We start from the raw sequence: 17,151 nt of genomic DNA on the forward strand, positions 1-17,151 counted from the left end.
AATGAATCTATTTCTAAAAAAAGTCATTATCACGTATTTTATAACTAAGTATAACAAAAACACTTCAAAAGTTAGGTTTTTAAATCTAATTTTTGAAGTGCTTATGATTGAATAAAAAAGGATAAATCAATTAAGATATAAAAAATAAAGAAAAACACTAGCCATTAAGGCTGTTCCTAAAGAATAAACTAATTTGAATTTAACTTCTCTCGTTTTATGTCTAAACACATACATTCCAATTAGACCTCCAAGGCCTCCGCCTACCATGCCTAGAAGTAGCAGTCTTTTATCAGGAATGCGCCATTTATGTTGTTGAGCTTTCTTTTTATCAATGCCCATTAAAATAAATAAATATCCGTTTGTAGCAAATGCGTAACCTAATAAATAAAGAAACATTACTTAGCTTTTCTTCCATTTAAAGAAATAATTTCAACAATGACATCTGTAGCTCTCTGCATACTTTCTACTGCAACAAATTCATAACGGCCGTGGAAATTCTCTCCACCTGCGAATATGTTTGGTGTAGGTAATCCCATAAATGAAATTTTAGATCCGTCCGTTCCGCCTCTAATCGGTTCAATGATTGGGTTGATGTCTAGATTTTTCATCGCTTGCTCAGCTAGTTCAATAACAGTCATATCTTTTTCGATGATTTCACCCATATTATAGTACGAATCTTTTAAATCAACTGTAATCCGTTCTGCTCCGAGCTGGTTGTTTAAATTTTTCGCAATTTGTTGTACAAATGCTTTTCGTTCTTCAAATTTAGCACGATCATGGTCACGAATGATGTAGTCCATTCGAGCCTCTTCTACTTCTCCACTCATACCCACTAAATGATAAAAACCCTCTCTACCACTTGTTTTTTCAGGAACTTCATCTTGAGGTAGTGCTGCATCAAAAGCAAACGCTATTTTCAAGGCATTAATCATTGTATCTTTCGCCGTTCCTGGGTGAACGTTTACTCCTTGGATATTTACAATTGCTGAAGCTGCATTAAAGCTTTCGTATTCTAATTCGCCTACAGGACCACCATCCATTGTGTAAGCAAAATCAGCATTAAACTCTTCAACATCAAATAAATTAGCTCCAATTCCGATTTCTTCATCCGGACCAAAAGCAACGCGTACTGTACCATGTTTAATCGTTGGATCAGCTGCTAAAATTTCCATTGCAGTCATAATTTCAGCAATACCGGCTTTATCGTCAGCTCCTAACAAAGTAGAACCGTCAGTAGTAATCAACGTTTTGCCAATATAATTTTTTAAATTAGGGAAATCTTGTGGAGATAAAACGATATTTTTTGCTTCATCTAAAATAATGGTCTCTCCATCATAGTTTTCATGGAATTGTGGGTTAACATTCTCAGCATTAAAATCAGCTGTATCCATATGAGCAATAAAACCAATTGTTGGAACTTCTTTATCCATATTAGATGGCAATGTAGCTGTCACATATCCATTTTTTTCGTTGTAAGAAACATCACTTAACCCAATTTCAGCTAATTCAGTCATCAAAGTTTTAGCAAAAGACACTTGTGAAAGTGTTGATGGAACAGTTGTACTTGTTTCATCAGAACGAGTTTCAGTTTGGATATAACGAACAAAACGAGGAACTAAATTTGTATACATAAAAAAACTCCTTTTTATCAGTTAGTTTTAATTTTTTTTAAATGGTTAAATAAAACGATAGGGATCGGTGTTTAATTTAGATGGAATAATGTCTAGATTCCAGTTCATTTCTTTACTCCAACCAGTAAATAATTTGACCAGTTCATCTTTACAAATACTTTCGATATGGTGTCCAGGATCGATAACGCTTAACCCTGATGCAAGCATATCATGTCCTGCATGGTAATAAACATCTCCAGTAATGTACACTTGCGCACCTTTATTAATAGCATCTGGATAAAACTTCCCAGCATCTCCTCCACAAATAGCAATGCGTTGAATCATTTGAGAAGGATCTTTTGCAATATAACGTAAGCCAGAAACACCAAAAGTATGTTTTATTTTTTCTGCAAAATCTTCAATTGAAATTGCTTTTTCTAAATTACCAACACGTCCTAGTCCGTAGACATCTACGTAATTATCTATTGTATAAACGTCATAAACTGGTTCTTCATATGGGTGAGCGGTAAATAAAGCTTTCTCAATTTCCGATGTTAATTTTTCAGGAAATAGCACTTCAATGCGAGCTTCTTTAACTTCTTCTATTTTATTCAGTTTCCCAATATGAGGATTGGCTTGATTAACTGGCGTAAAACTTCCAGTTCCTTCAACGGTATATGTGCAATCTTTATAGTTAGGTCCAATTTCTCCTGCGCCTGCTTGAGTTAATGACTCAATCATACTGTCTTTATGCGAAATTGGGACAAAGACAACTAACTTTTTATACTTTTCTTTTTTTGTCACGGTCATGATTTCCGTATCTTTAAGGTTAATTGCTTTCGCTAACCAAGCATTCATACCATTAGTGGCCACATCAAGGTTCGTATGAGCTGCATAAACAGCGATGTCATTTTTTAATAAATCAGCATACATATTGATTTGCGGATCGTCCGTTACAAGATTTCTAGTGGGACGAAAAATTGGTGGATGATGAGCAATAATTAAATCTACTTTTTCTAAAATGGCTTCTTTGACAACTTCTGGACGAACATCTAATGTTACAAGTACTTTTTTTATTGGTTTATTCAGAGTCCCAATAGCTAAACCAACAGGATCGCCTTCTTCAGCTAAGTATGTTGGTGCAAATTCTTCAAATTTTCGAATTAAATCGTACCCTTTGATGTCTTTCATTTCAACAACTCCTCAATAGCAGCAATTTTAATTTTAAATTCTTGTATTTTATCGGACTGATCTGTAGAAGATTTAGGTAAGTCTGCGAGTATTATTTTATTTTTTGCTAATTCACCTGTCCACTTTTTAATAAATAATGGTGCTAATTCTTTTCTTAAATAAAAACCAAAAGAAAGATCTTTCTCTGAAAAAGAAATGCACTCTTCATTAGACTTTTCGGCAATCATGATTTCATATATTTTAGTGTTTTCTTCAACTAGTTCTTCCGCTATTACTTGATAGCCGTGTTCAATTAACCACGTTCTTAATTCTATTTCATCTTTATTTGGTTGTAAAATAAGTCTTTCTTTCCCGGTTAATTTTCCCATTTGATAGCCTTCATCTAAAATTGTTGCAATTAAGACTCCACCCATACCACAAATTGAAATTGCTGAAATATTATCTAAGTCCGGATTGATAACTTCTAATCCATCTCCTAATCGAACGTGTACCTCATTTTGCAAATTTAATCGTTTAATTTGATTTTCAGCAATTTTAAAAGGTCCTTCAATAATTTCGCCAGCGACCGCAAATTCAATCTTGCCCTCCGCCGCAAGAACACAAGGTAGATAAGCATGATCTGATCCGATATCTGCTAACCTAGATCCTTCTGGCACATAACTAGCTGCCCTTTCTAAGCGTAACGATAATTGTTTTAGCTTCATTAACTTCTTGTCACTTCTTTCATTATAAAATTAATTTTTAAAGAAAGCTTCATCTAGTAAATAGCCCTCTGCAGCTTCTTTTGTTTTAAAGATAGCTTCCATTTTCCCGTCTGGTAAATTAACTGACCACATTGGATTATCATATACTAAACGTAAAACATCTCCATTATGATCAAACCACAATTCAGAATAGCCTTCTTCGTAACCATCAGTGGTCTTTTTCAAAAAATCTATTGCTTTATCAAGCAGACGTTTAATTTCATTTTCATTAGCATCTAGAACTGAAATATACCCATTTTTAGTTTCTTCTTTAGGTAAATATCCTGCATAAATAAGTGCATTTCCATTTTGATGGAGAAAACGGACAATAACCGTTTTATCAACTGCACTACTTTCAAAATGATAATTGATCCTATTCATCGAAACAGGAACGGGTGTTAATTCTTTATACTCCACAAATAGAGCTTTCTTTTCTTCAAACGATAACATATATCTCATCCTCTCAAACTATCCTACTTTTTTATTATAACAGTTTTTTTGAAACCGCGCTTTACTATTGTAAAACAAAAAACCAAGCAAATGGAATATCCATAAACTTGGCTGTTTAGCTATAAATTTTATTCTAAGAAATCTTTCAACTGTTTTGAACGACTTGGATGACGCAATTTACGTAAAGCTTTAGCTTCAATTTGACGAATACGTTCGCGAGTTACACCGAATACTTTGCCAACCTCTTCCAGAGTTCTAGTACGACCATCATCAAGACCAAAACGCAAACGCAATACATTTTCTTCTCGGTCTGTTAAAGTATCTAATACATCTTCAAGTTGTTCTTTTAATAACTCATAAGCTGCATTCTCTGCCGGACTTGTAGCGTCATGATCCTCAATAAAATCTCCTAAATGTGAATCATCTTCTTCTCCAATTGGAGTTTCTAACGATACAGGTTCTTGAGCAATTTTTAAGATTTCACGTACTTTTTCTGTAGGAAGATCCATTTCGGCACCGATTTCCTCAGGTGTAGGTTCTCTACCTAGGTCTTGTAATAATTGACGTTGAATACGAATCAATTTATTAATAGTTTCAACCATATGCACTGGAATACGAATTGTCCGAGCTTGGTCAGCGATAGCTCGTGTTATAGCTTGACGAATCCACCAAGTAGCATACGTCGAGAATTTGAATCCTTTTGTATAATCAAATTTTTCTACAGCTTTCATTAAACCCATATTTCCTTCTTGAATCAGGTCTAAGAACTGCATGCCACGACCTACGTAACGTTTAGCAATACTAACAACTAACCTTAAGTTAGCTTCTGCTAGACGTTGTTTAGCTTCTTGATCGCCTATTTCAATTTTTTTAGCTAGCATAACTTCTTCAGCAGCTGTTAATAGATTCACTCGCCCTATTTCTTTCAAATACATGCGGACGGGATCATTAATTTTAACCCCAGGAGGAGCAGTTAAATCTTCTGGTTTCTCAGCTTCTTCTTTACGCTCTTTAGCTAACATTTGACGAACTGTCGGACCGCCGTCATCTCCAACAACACCAATTCCACTGTCTTCAATTTGTTGAATAAGTGCATCCATTTTATCCGCATCTAGCGTGTAAGGAGTCGCTAATGTATTTGTTAGCTCATCATAATGAACCGTTCCACTAGGTTTAAACTCTTTAATAAATGCCTTTACTGCATCTTTATAAGATAATGTTGGTACTTTTTTTTCTTCAGCCATAAAAAAATGCCTCCCCTTTTTCAGTCTCACTTTTATTCTTTATACTATCCATTTTTTAATAAGCGGGACAGATTGACAATCTCAATCATCAATATTCTTAATTGAGCTTGATCGCCTTTTTTAGCAGCCTCAGTCATTGCGTTTTTTGTTTCTTTTAGCTGTGTTTCCAACAATGATTTTCTTGATATCACATCAATATAGTCTTTTATCTCTTGCGAACTGATCTCAACACCTAGAGATTGAAACTCGATTTCTACGATTTTGTTTTTTAAACTAGGCTCTTTCACAAAATCAATAAACGCCTCTGTAGAAGTATCGGATGATGCTTGTTGCGCATGCTCTTGAAAATTTTCAAAATACAAATACAACATTTGGTAGTCATCATGAACGAAATGGAAATCTTCTGATAGATTTCTAATTTGGATCCTAACTTCTTCGAAATGAAACAATCGATTGAGCAACAATTGTTCCGCTCTTTCGATTGAATTTAATTTTTCTCTCTGGTGATGTACTTGAGGAAAAACTGTTGAACGAATATCAGGACTAGGAATAATCTTTTTAGGTTCTTTAGAAGAGCGTTTTTTTTGCTGCTCATAGAACTTTGTTTGAAATTGCTCATTCAAAGAATCTATTGAGATATCAAATTCAGCTGCTAGCTGCTTCATATACATTTCTCTCTCAACCGCAGAAGTAATTGTCAGCATCTCAGTCAACAGCTTCTCTATATATCCAAGCCGCTCACTTTCATTTTTTAAGTTAATATTGCGTCGATAATATTTCATCTTAAAGCTGAATAGTGTATCTCTCCCATGAGAAATAAGTTCTTTAAAAGCTGTAGCGCCTTTTTCTTTGATAAAGTCATCAGGATCCATTCCTTCTGGAAAAGATAAAATAGCCAAATCGAAATCTGATTGTTCACTTAGTAAATCAGCTGCCCTTTTTGCAGCTTCAACACCCGCTTCATCCCCATCATAAGCAACTAAAACTTCATCCGTTATTCTTCCAAGCATAAGAATTTGTTCATTCGTCAGACTGGTTCCCATCGACGCTACACCATTTTGGATTCCTACTTGCCAAGAAGCAATAACATCCATAAAACCTTCAAATAAAACAACCTCTTTTTCTCTTCTAATAGCAGGTCGAGCTTTATCAAAATTAAATAATACGTTTCGTTTGTTAAAAAGATACGTTTCGGGACTGTTTAAGTATTTAGGTCCTGTTTCGAAATCTGATTTTTCAAACAGCCTACCGGAAAAACCGACGACTTTCCCTTGTTGATTGCGTATTGGAAACATTATCCGATTAAAAAACCGATCAATTATATCTCCATTCTCTTTTTCAATAAATAAGCCTGATTCTTTGAGCAATTCTTCTGGATATTTTTTACCCACTAAATATTGTTGCAACAAAGTTCGCTCATGTGGAGCAAAACCAATACCAAAAGTTTCGATTGTTTCTTGAGTTAATCCCCGTCCTAACAAATAAGCTAAAGCTTCCTCGCCCGCAGTGGTTTGCAATAGGATATGATGGAATAATTCAAGACTTTCTTCATGAATTTTAAGAAGAAAGTCTTTTTTCGTGTCTTTATTTCGAGAGTCTGATTGTCCCCCGATAACTAATGATTCATCAATCTCAATTTGACTTAGTTCAGCTGTTTTTAGTACAGCTTCAGGAAAAGTTAAGCCATCTACCTCCATTAAAAAAGAAAAAACATTTCCACCTCGCCCGCAACTAAAGCAATGAAAAATTTGCTTTTCTTCTGTTACAGAAAATGATGGCGTTCGTTCATCATGAAATGGACAAAAACCAAAAAAATTTTTACCTTTTTTTTTAAGTTGTACGTATTGACTGACAATATCAGTAATATTGGTTTCTTTTCTGATTTTATTGACGGTTTCTTCAGGAATCCTTGTTGCCAAACCACTCACCTCTTCAGTCAGATAAAGCGTACTTTCTGCTTACCTAGACAAGTCATTAAGAGTCGCACTGAATACATCAGTGCGACTCGGTTTATCCATTGTCAGTAGACAGAAATATTCAATATTTATTATATCATAAAAAACACGTGTAAACAACTTATCGACTCGCTTTAATTTTTAACTTTCATAATAGACGAAATAAAACTTTTTCTTGTACTTAAAGATTTCCATATCAGAGAAGCAATCCCAAAATCAACCATGCTATGCACGATTGTACCAATACCTACCATAAAGAAAACAGATTGTATAAATCCTTGATTGTAGTATGTATCTGTTACATTCCCGCCAAAGTAGAAAAATGAAACAACGGCTACTTCTGCTAATGCATGAACCACGCCGATAAAAAAAGAGAATAGTTGAGTTTTTAATGGGTTTTCAAGCATATTAGGGTGTTTTTGTACCCAAAATGCTCCCACTATCGCGAATATCACGTGAGTCAAAGCTCTTAAAGCAACAACTAAAGGAAATCCACTAATCATAAAACCAATAGCCGTACCAAGCGCAACGAAAACTGCTATAGCAGGCGAAATAAATAGAGCGATAAATATTGCTACATGACTTCCTAAAGTGAAAGAAGCAGGTTCTAATATAATTTTAACAGGGGAAACAATGGGAATCATAATACCGATTGCTATAAGTAAGGCAGAAATGGTTAATCTATGGACACTTTTTGTTTGCATTTGAACATCTCCAACTCTGTATAATTTTTAGGTGTCAAGACACCTGTACAACTATATTATATCGGAATTGAACTAGATGTCAAGACACCAATTTAACTTTCGCTTGACAGACACCAATTTAAGCTTGATATAACAACCTTTCAGCCGATAACTGTTCAGAAATTCGCTCAAAAACACTCTCATCTTTACAAGCAATTGTATGAAGGTGTATCCCTTGTGTAAGAGCAGATAACAAATAGGCTTGTGATTTACTAATTTTTTCAAGGAAAAGATCGGCATCATATCGTGAGCTAATATTCAACTGTCCTTTTAATTCACCATAAATAGGGTGTTCAACAATAACATCTAATAACTCCCCACCATTATCCACTATTGCGTATAATTCTTTTTTTGTTTCTTCGGCTTTATGTGCACAGGCAATTTTCTTTATATACCGTTCATCTATACTTTCTTCAACCGTTAGAATATATCCTTTTGGTGTTGCTGTAATATCAATTCCTGTAGCTCTAATTAAAGCAATATCGCCAACGATAATTTGACGGCTAACGTGTAATTTTTTTGCTAGCACAGAAGCACTTACGGGTGTTTTGTTTTTTTTTAAAGCAGCTACGATTTTATTTCTTCTTGTAATAGGCTCCATATTCTCATTCCTTTCAATTTAAGAAGCAACAACGCTATTATCAAGTTATTGCTTCTTAAATAAGTAATTAAATGAACGGGTTAAATAAGTTTCTACTAACTTCACTTGGCTCGATTTTTTTGTGCTTTATGTTATACCCAGTTAAGCTAAAAATTGTGCTTCATAAAGTCTACGGTAGGATCCGTTTAAAGCCATCAGTTCTTGATGGCTCCCCTCTTCAGCTATTCCTGTTTCATTCACAACAATAATCCTTGTAGCATGCTTAATCGTCGCTAATCGATGAGCTATAACCAAAGTCGTTCTTCCAACAGACAAAGAATTTAGTGAATCTTGGATTGCTTGTTCTGTTTCAGTATCCAAGGCAGATGTTGCTTCATCTAATATTAGTATGGCTGGATTTTTTAAAAACATTCGAGCAATAGATACACGCTGCTTTTGTCCTCCAGATAACTTAACACCACGTTCTCCTATAATTGTATCTAATCCTTCAGGCATTTCTAAAACAACTTGTTCCAAATGTGCTAAACGAACTGCTTCATTCACTTCATCTTCACTCGCATCCAACTTGCCATATAGGATATTTTCACGAAGACTTCCCGGGAATAAGAATACATCTTGTTGTACAATGCCTATTTGTTTTCTCAATGATTCCATCGTCACATCTTGAATATTTATTCCGTCAATCAAAATATCTCCTGCATTAATTTCATAGAAACGAGGCAATAAATTGCAAATAGTCGTCTTACCTGCTCCACTAGGTCCTACAAATGCTATCGTTTCTCCTGCAGTAACTGATAAATTAATATGATCTAAGACTTTATTTGATGAGTCATACCAAAATGAAACATTTTTATACTCGATATTTCCTTTTACTAGCGGCAGAACTCTAGCATCCTCTTTATCTTGTATCATCGGTTTTTTCCCTAACTCTTCTCGGAAACGTTTAAATCCCGCAATCCCTTTAGGGTAACTTTCTATCATTGTATTCACTTTTTCAATTGGACGAACAAAAATATTTGCTAACAATATAAATGAAACAAAGTCCCCATAATTGATTTCTCCTCTAATTGTATAAAAAGCTCCGAAAAATAAAGCAAATAAATTAATTAAACGAATGAGAAAGTAATTATACGAAGAACTAATACCCATCATTTTATAGAACAAAATTTTTGATTTCCTATACGTTTGATTTAGCACTTCAAAACGTCCAGCTTCGTATGTTTCATTCGCAAAAGCTTGAACTTCGCGAATACCGCTGACAGAAGCTTCAATCCCTGCATTAAATCGTCCTAAGTTTTGGAAAATTTCTATATTAACAGCTGTCATCTTCTTATTAAAAATGATTAACGCAATCATAATAAATGGAATCATAACAACTGTAGCCAAAGCTAACTTAACATGAATGGTTAACATAATACCAAAAGCCCCGATTAAGGTTATTAAAGTAATAAAAATATCTTCTGGTCCATGATGTGCAACCTCTGATATTTCAAATAAATCGGTTGTCAATCGTGTCATTAGTTTCCCAGTCTTTTTATTATCATAGTAGCTAAAAGGTTGTTTTTGAAGGTGCGTGTAAAGTTCTCGACGCATATCCGTTTCAATATTTACTCCTAATGTATGACCAAAATAGACGACAATGTATTGGAGAACTGTATTTACCATGTATAGAAATAACAGCAAAAGCGAGACTGTTACAATCAACGCCCAATCTCCTGTAGGGAGTAATTCATTTATTACACGATTCACAACTACCGGAAAAGCCAACTCCAACGTTGCAGCTAAAATAGCACAACTAAAATCAAGATAGAATAATCTTTTATAAGGGCGGTAATAATCAAAAAATTGTTTTAACATGAAATCCTCCTTTATTCATTCCTTTATCTATTATAAGTAACAAACAGCGTAAATGAAAGGTAAAACGACTCTCTTTTCATTTTACACTGCTTAATTTTTCATAAGAGCGCGTTATCTTCCATTCATCAAGTTAAGCCTCTTCTTTAGAAACACCCCTTGGCCAAATATGATCTACTAACACTCGAAAGTAATCGTGCTTTTCGACATCTTCATAAATAGATTTTCTCTTCAGCATATTTCTTCCTCCTATCAAAATAATAAAAGTTGATTAAAAAAAATCCCGCTAAAGAAAGTATATCTTTAGTGGGACAAAAATTTAATTTTTGTTCGATTTTTCTATTTAACAACTAATTTATCGATACTTGCAAAGGAAAGAGTAAATATAGCCATTTCCCCTAACAAAGCCAAACGATTATTTCGAACTTTTTCATTATCAGCCATAACCATGTTTTCATCAAAGAAAGCATCTATATAAGGCTGCAAGCTTTCTAATCGCTCAAATTTATCTTCTGTTTTTAATTTATAAAACACACTTTTCGTTTTCTCAATTTGAGTAGCCAAATTAATTTCAGAGTCTGTTTCAAATAAAGAAGAATCAATCTTATAATTTAACAAATCAATAGATCCTTTATTTTTTCTTGATAAGTTCAAAACACGTGTTAATGATTCTATAGTAGCTTTAAAAGACTCATCTTTCAGGTGCTTTTCTAAAGAATGACTTGCTTCTAAAATATCCATCACATTTTCTTGGTCTGAATTTAAAGATGCTTCAATAATATCATAACGCAACTCTTCTTTACGCATAAATTGTTGCAAGCGAGCTTTTATAAAATCAACTAACTCTAAGCTTGTATTTTCATAATCCGGAATCACTAATTTTGAATTAGTTGATAGTTTATCTAAAATATCTTTCCTCAGTGTATTCATTGGGAAAAACCATTTTTTATTTTCAACAATACGAACTATTCCATATGCTTGACGTCTTAGTGCAAATGGATCATTAGATCCTGTTGGTATTTTTCCAATGGCAAAGAAGGACATAATACTTTCTAATTTATCAGCTAAAGCTAAAACAGCACCAATGGAACTTCCAGGTAATTCTCCATCACTTGAGATAGGTAAGTAATGCTCCCGTATTGCTGTCGCAACCCCTTGGCTCTCGCCCTGTAATAAGGCATATTTTTCTCCCATAATTCCTTGAAGTTCTGGAAACTCTCCAACGACGTTCGTGACTAAATCAAATTTATATATTTCTGCTGCACGATCAAGGGTAGCTAATTGGTCTTTTGTCAGACCGACTGTTGTGCCGATAACGGATGCAAAAGAGCGAACGCGTTGCATTTTTTCATAAACCGTACCGATTTTCTCATGAAAAGTTACGTTTTTTAATTGATTTACACATTCCTCTATTGTTAATTTTTTATCATCCTCATAGAAAAATAATCCATCCTCTAAGCGAGCCGTTAAAACTTTTTCATTCCCTTTAACTACATTATCAATGTATTCAGCATTTCCATTTCGAACAGAAATAAAATAAGGCAATAAATTACCTGCATGGTCAGCAACATCTACATATCTTTGGTGATCTCTCATAGAAGTAATTAAGATTTCTTCTGGTATTTCCAAGTAAGATGGATTGTATTCCCCATAAAAAGCGGTTGGATATTCGACTAAATTAGTTATTTCTTCTAATAAGTCGGGAACAACAGAAACAGACCAATCACGCTCTTTTGCAATGGTATCAATTTGAGATACAATCATCCTTTGGCGTCTAGTGCTATCAGCAATGACAAACTCTTTTTCTAACTCTTTTTCATAGTCTAAGGCAGTAGCGAATGTTACGTTTTCACCAAGGAAACGGTGACCTCTACTAGTGTTGGAAGTATGAATGTCCAGTAATGAGAATGGAATAACTTCATCATCTAACATCGCTGTAATCCAGTGGATCGGACGGATGTAATTAAAGTGGTAGTCAGCCCACTTCATGCTTACAGGAAAGGACATTGATGTAATTACCTTATCTAAGCCCGTTAAAATAGATTTAGCTGCTTGACCTTCAATAAATTTATCGACATGAACATACTCAACGCCATTAATTTCTTTAAAATAAATGTCCTCCGTACTTAAATTTTGACCACGAACAAATCCCATTGCTGCTTTGCTCCAGTTTCCTTGGGCATCTAACGCAATTTTTTTTGCAGGACCTTTAGCTGATTCTTCTATATTCGCTTGTTTATCAGACAATTCTTTAACAATAACAGCTAGTCTTCTGGGTGTTGAAAAAGGCAAAACCTCACCGTAACTCAGTCTATTTTCATCTAAAAATTGTTTCATTCTTTGAACTAATTGTTGGCTACTTGGTGATACAATATGTGCCGGTATTTCTTCTAAGCCAATTTCTAGCAATAAATTTTTAGTCATATTAATTTACCTCCTCAATAGAATTGGTTTTCACTTTTAACAATGGATAACCTAATTTTTCTCGTTCAGTAACAAAGGCTTGAGCAATTGCTCTTGCCATCTTACGAATTCGTGCTAAATAGCCCGCACGCTCTGTAACAGAGACCGCTCCACGTGCATCTAATAAGTTAAATGTGTGACTACATTTCAAAACATAATCATATGCCGGATGAACTAAGCCTGCTTCAATTTGAACAGTAGCTTCTTTTTCATAATCATCAAATAATTGTAGCAACAAATCTTGGTTACTGTATTCAAACGCATACTTTGAATGTTCATATTCAGGTTGAATAAAGATCTCGCCATACTTTACTCCTTTAGTCCATTGAATATCATAAACGCTGTCTACTTCTTGAATATAAGAAGCTAAACGTTCTAGTCCATAGGTTATTTCACTAGTAACTGGGTAACATTCTAAACCACCAACTTGTTGGAAATAAGTAAACTGAGTAATTTCCATTCCATCAAGCCATACTTCCCAACCTAAACCAGCACAACCCATTGAAGGGTTTTCCCAGTTGTCTTCTACAAATCGGATATCATGTTTTAAAGGATCAATACCTAATAAAACCAAACTATCCAAATAAAGTTCTTGAATATTTTCAGGAGAAGGCTTCATAACTACTTGGAATTGATGATGTTGAAATAAGCGATTTGGATTCTCGCCATAACGTCCATCTCCTGGACGTCTTGAAGGTTCAACATAAGCAGCGTTCCATGGTTCAGGACCAATTGCTCTTAGAAATGTGTAAGGACTCATCGTTCCCGCACCTTTTTCTGTGTCGTAAGACTGCATTAGTAAACAACCTTTATCTGACCAATAATTTTGTAAAGTTAAAATGATTTCTTGAAATGTTAACGATTCTTTTTTCATTAAAAACACTCCTTCAAATAGTTTAATATAAAATAAAAAAAGTCGTCCCTATGTTGACAAACATCAACATAGGGACGACTTATCATCGCGGTTCCACCCTAATTCCAGTAATAAATACTAGCATCTTTATTAGACAGCTCAAGAATGCCTTTCGATTTCTCACTAGTCCTGGCTTCCACTATCCCAGAATCGCTAAACAAGATGATTAAAAATCTACTTCTTTCTTTCTACGCTGTTTATTTTATTAATACCATCATATCCTTCTAGAGAAACATTTGTCAATCTTTTCTTTAAAAAAATTAATGAAGTGAATTAGTCTATTCTGGTTTTCTATCTATCAATAAATCTCCCCATTGGTACATTTGATCAATAAATCGTTTACTCTTAAGTTTTATACCTACAGATTCATCATAAATCATATCTAGAACAACTCTAATTTCTTTTTTCGTTTCGTCTTTTACTTTTATTGTCCCTAAATGATCCATTGAAACAATTGAGAATAAACGCAAGAAGTAAATCGCACGTTGACTAGCATGATAACGATGCTTATCCAAGCTCCAATGCGCTTGGCAAAGTAAACCTCCATAACTCCCAGAATAATCAAACAAGCCTGTTGTTTTTCCGCACTCACGACAGCCTCTCCACTCAGGAGCAACTCCAAAATAAGGTAAAACTTGCACTTCAAAGATATTCACTAGTATTTCAGGATCTGTGCCGCTATCTATTTCTAATAGTAATTGTTTCACCTTATAAAATAAGGTTGGATCTGGCACACCGTCTTCTATAGCAATATCAGTTAGGCTAAGTATATAAGTTGCATATGCATTCAAAAAAATATCTGTGTGCAATTGATTAAGGTGAGCCAAGTCCTTAGCATCTCTAATAAAACCAAGGCCAGTATCTTTAATATCTGTAATATAAGTTGCCATCGTAAAAGGGAGTATAGCAGCTTTTAAATTACTGTTTGATTTTCTAGAACCTTTAATGAAAAACATTCTTTTTCCGAGACGTGATGTGAAAATCTTAACAAGCTTATCGCTTTCTCGATAATTACGAACTGAGATAACAATACCTTCTGTTTCTTGTAATTCAGACAAGCTACTATCTCCTTCCTGATCAACTTTAGACCCCATAATCTAAGTAGAAAAGAAAATCTCACTAAAATAAGTGAGATTTTACTTAATACGAATAAAAATAAGGTTAGTAGTCTTCTTTGCGGTAACCAAAATCTTGTAAATTCGTTTGACGGTCACGCCAATCTTTTTGAACCTTTACCCAAAGATCTAAATAAATTTTATCTCCTAATAGGACCTCGATATCACGACGAGCACGAATCCCAACATCTTTTAGCATCTTACCGCCTTTTCCGATAATAATCCCTTTTTGACTCGAACGTTCAACAATAATTGCTGCATGTACTTGGACTTTGCCAAGTTCATTTCTTTGCATGCTTTCAACCACTACTGCAACAGAATGAGGAACCTCTTCACGTGTTAATTGCAATACTTTTTCGCGTATTAACTCAGAAACAATGAAGTACTCAGGGTGATCTGTAACTTGGTCTTCAGGATAAAATTGAGGTCCTTCAGGCAAATACTTAAGAATTTCAGAAAGTAATGTTTCCACGTTATTCCCTTCGGTAGCTGATATTGGAATAATTTGTTCAAACTCCATTTGAGTTCGATAATCATCAATAATTTCAAGCAACTTATCAGGATGTATTTCATCAATCTTATTTATCAATAAAAATACAGGAGTATTGCTTTCTTTTAATTTATCAATAATAAAATTATCTCCAGGACCACGTTTTTCTACTGCACTTACCATAAAAAGAATTACATCTACTCCTCTTAAACTACTTAAAGCAGATTCTACCATGAAATCTCCTAAACGATGTTTAGGTTTATGAATTCCAGGAGTATCAATGAAAACAATTTGTGAATCGTCTGTTGTATAAATACCTTGAATTTTATTTCTTGTTGTTTGAGCTTTATCGCTCATGATAGCAATTTTTTGACCAACCACTCTGTTAAGCAAAGTTGATTTACCTACATTTGGACGTCCTACAATCGAAACAAATCCTGATGTGTGTTCTCTATTATTCTCCATTAAACCATATCCTCCGATTGAAACGCTCCAGGTAAAAGTTCTTTTACCGTAGTTTCATATTTATCTCCATTTATGTTTGTTAGTAATACCGGCATATCCGGTTCACAAAATTCTACCATAACTTGTCTACATGCGCCACAAGGAGATATCGGACCAGCTGTTTTCCCTGTAACAACCAGTTTTTTGAATGATTTTTTTCCTTCAGAAACGGCTTTAAAAATAGCTGTACGTTCAGCACAGTTGCTTAGTCCATAAGAAGCATTTTCAATATTACACCCACTATAGATGGTCCCATCATCTGTTACAAGCGATGCTCCTACTGGAAATTTTGAATAAGGAACATAGGCATTATTTAACATTTCTGTAGCTTCTTTTACTAACTGTAGTGTTATCTTTTCATTGTTTTCCATAATTTAATTCTCCTTTTCAAATGAATCGTTCTAAAATATTAGGTAAGATAATAATAGATGCTGTAATAATCGAAAAAAATGCAGTCGTTAGAACTGCTGCCGCTGCCATATCTTTAGCTTTTTTGGCTAAGGGATGGTATTGGTTATTTGTTATTAAATCTACGACATTTTCAACAATCGTATTTAGTATTTCCATGACTAAAACTAAAAAAACACTTAATATTATCCATAGCCATTCATTTTGTGTTAAATCTAAAACAGATGAAATTAGCAATACAGCAATCCCTAAAATAAGATGAGTACGCATATTCCGCTCTTCTTGAAATACTGTTTGAATTCCTTTGAACGCATATTTAAACGAATCGATAAACCTTGAGTTTTTACACACCTCTTTATTATCTTTCCAGGCCATAGGCGTCCAGTATCTCTTTCTGCAAGCCAAACATTTCTTTTTCATCGTTTAGCTCCATATGATCATATCCATTTAAATGTAAAAATCCATGAAGAGCAAGAAAACCAAGCTCACGATCGAGTGAATGTCCATACTCGTTAGCCTGCTCAATTGCTTTATCAACAGAAATAACAATATCACCAATATTTCTAGCTACTATTCCTTCAAAACTCGCTATATCTAATACAAAATCATTTTCAACCTCATCTTCAAGAGCGAAACTAATAACATCTGTTGGTTGATCTTTAAAACGAAATTCTCGATTAATCTCTTGTATTTTTTCATTGTCTACAAATAATATAGACATTTCAGTCTCTTTTTCTAAATGGATGTAATTCCCAGAAAATTCTAAGATTGATTCAACCATTCCTTTTTGTTCTTTAGTAATTTTATTTGTTTCATCGAATAAATCGATTTCCATGGTACTTATCCTCCTAAATGCATTAAAACTCA

Annotated in this window: 17 protein-coding genes and 1 pseudogene; all 18 read right to left on the reverse strand. The window is 34.2% G+C overall.

The annotated features are described in order from the left end of the window. Positions 1 to 126 precede the first annotated feature (126 nt). Complete coding sequence (locus tag WBF61_RS08190) at positions 127 to 396, reverse strand: DUF1294 domain-containing protein (RefSeq protein ID WP_424255537.1); 270 nt, start codon at positions 394 to 396, stop codon at positions 127 to 129. Then, complete coding sequence (pepT, locus tag WBF61_RS08195) at positions 396 to 1,631, reverse strand: peptidase T (RefSeq protein WP_424255539.1); 1,236 nt, start codon at positions 1,629 to 1,631, stop codon at positions 396 to 398. The genes WBF61_RS08190 and pepT overlap by 1 nt, the downstream gene beginning before the upstream one ends. Before the next feature lie 45 nt (positions 1,632 to 1,676). After that, the gene (locus tag WBF61_RS08200; RefSeq protein ID WP_424255540.1) at positions 1,677 to 2,801 is read right to left on the reverse strand and encodes a Nif3-like dinuclear metal center hexameric protein; all 1,125 of its coding nucleotides are present in this window, start codon (positions 2,799 to 2,801) and stop codon (positions 1,677 to 1,679) included. Continuing rightward, positions 2,798 to 3,505, reverse strand: a complete 708-nt coding sequence (locus WBF61_RS08205) for a tRNA (adenine(22)-N(1))-methyltransferase (RefSeq protein WP_424255542.1) — start codon at positions 3,503 to 3,505, stop codon at positions 2,798 to 2,800. Before WBF61_RS08205 ends, WBF61_RS08200 begins: the two co-directional genes overlap by 4 nt. Before the next feature lie 30 nt (positions 3,506 to 3,535). Further along, entirely contained in the window at positions 3,536 to 3,994 is a 459-nt protein-coding gene (locus WBF61_RS08210) for a hypothetical protein (protein ID WP_424255544.1), read from the reverse strand. A 128-nt stretch (positions 3,995 to 4,122) separates the two neighbouring features. After that, positions 4,123 to 5,238 (reverse strand): RNA polymerase sigma factor RpoD, encoded by a 1,116-nt coding sequence (gene rpoD, locus WBF61_RS08215; protein WP_424255545.1) that lies wholly within the window; start codon positions 5,236 to 5,238, stop codon positions 4,123 to 4,125. A gap of 44 nt (positions 5,239 to 5,282) precedes the next feature. Next, positions 5,283 to 7,157, reverse strand: a complete 1,875-nt coding sequence (dnaG, locus tag WBF61_RS08220) for a DNA primase (RefSeq protein ID WP_424255546.1) — start codon at positions 7,155 to 7,157, stop codon at positions 5,283 to 5,285. Positions 7,158 to 7,327: 170 nt separating this feature from the next. Then, positions 7,328 to 7,897: a hypothetical protein gene (locus tag WBF61_RS08225; RefSeq protein ID WP_424255547.1), complete on the reverse strand. Its 570-nt coding sequence runs from the start codon at positions 7,895 to 7,897 to the stop codon at positions 7,328 to 7,330. Positions 7,898 to 8,015: 118 nt separating this feature from the next. Next, positions 8,016 to 8,537 (reverse strand): transcription repressor NadR, encoded by a 522-nt coding sequence (locus WBF61_RS08230; protein WP_424255549.1) that lies wholly within the window; start codon positions 8,535 to 8,537, stop codon positions 8,016 to 8,018. A 141-nt stretch (positions 8,538 to 8,678) separates the two neighbouring features. Beyond that, positions 8,679 to 10,394: an ABC transporter ATP-binding protein gene (locus WBF61_RS08235; RefSeq protein ID WP_424255550.1), complete on the reverse strand. Its 1,716-nt coding sequence runs from the start codon at positions 10,392 to 10,394 to the stop codon at positions 8,679 to 8,681. A 133-nt stretch (positions 10,395 to 10,527) separates the two neighbouring features. Then, positions 10,528 to 10,629 (reverse strand): annotated as a pseudogene (locus tag WBF61_RS08240) (DUF488 domain-containing protein); the annotation flags it as partial. A 101-nt stretch (positions 10,630 to 10,730) separates the two neighbouring features. Further along, positions 10,731 to 12,815 (reverse strand): glycine--tRNA ligase subunit beta, encoded by a 2,085-nt coding sequence (gene glyS, locus WBF61_RS08245; protein WP_424255552.1) that lies wholly within the window; start codon positions 12,813 to 12,815, stop codon positions 10,731 to 10,733. Between the two features lies 1 nt (position 12,816). Further along, a complete protein-coding gene (gene glyQ, locus WBF61_RS08250) occupies positions 12,817 to 13,728 on the reverse strand; it encodes a glycine--tRNA ligase subunit alpha (RefSeq protein WP_424255554.1) in 912 nt (303 codons plus the stop codon). A 317-nt stretch (positions 13,729 to 14,045) separates the two neighbouring features. Then, positions 14,046 to 14,825: a DNA repair protein RecO gene (gene recO, locus WBF61_RS08255; RefSeq protein WP_424255556.1), complete on the reverse strand. Its 780-nt coding sequence runs from the start codon at positions 14,823 to 14,825 to the stop codon at positions 14,046 to 14,048. Positions 14,826 to 14,928: 103 nt separating this feature from the next. Next, positions 14,929 to 15,837: a GTPase Era gene (era, locus tag WBF61_RS08260; RefSeq protein WP_424255558.1), complete on the reverse strand. Its 909-nt coding sequence runs from the start codon at positions 15,835 to 15,837 to the stop codon at positions 14,929 to 14,931. Then, on the reverse strand, positions 15,837 to 16,247 hold the full coding sequence (locus tag WBF61_RS08265) for a cytidine deaminase (protein WP_424255559.1): 411 nt from the start codon (positions 16,245 to 16,247) through the stop codon (positions 15,837 to 15,839). Before WBF61_RS08265 ends, era begins: the two co-directional genes overlap by 1 nt. Positions 16,248 to 16,263: 16 nt before the next feature. Then, the gene (locus tag WBF61_RS08270) at positions 16,264 to 16,659 is read right to left on the reverse strand and encodes a diacylglycerol kinase family protein (protein WP_424255561.1); all 396 of its coding nucleotides are present in this window, start codon (positions 16,657 to 16,659) and stop codon (positions 16,264 to 16,266) included. Further along, complete coding sequence (gene ybeY, locus WBF61_RS08275; RefSeq protein WP_424255563.1) at positions 16,643 to 17,119, reverse strand: rRNA maturation RNase YbeY; 477 nt, start codon at positions 17,117 to 17,119, stop codon at positions 16,643 to 16,645. Before ybeY ends, WBF61_RS08270 begins: the two co-directional genes overlap by 17 nt. Positions 17,120 to 17,151: the final 32 nt, after the last annotated feature.

It is taken from the genome of Carnobacterium sp. (genome assembly GCF_049673005.1).
Taxonomy (GTDB): Bacteria; Bacillota; Bacilli; order Lactobacillales; family Carnobacteriaceae; genus Carnobacterium_A.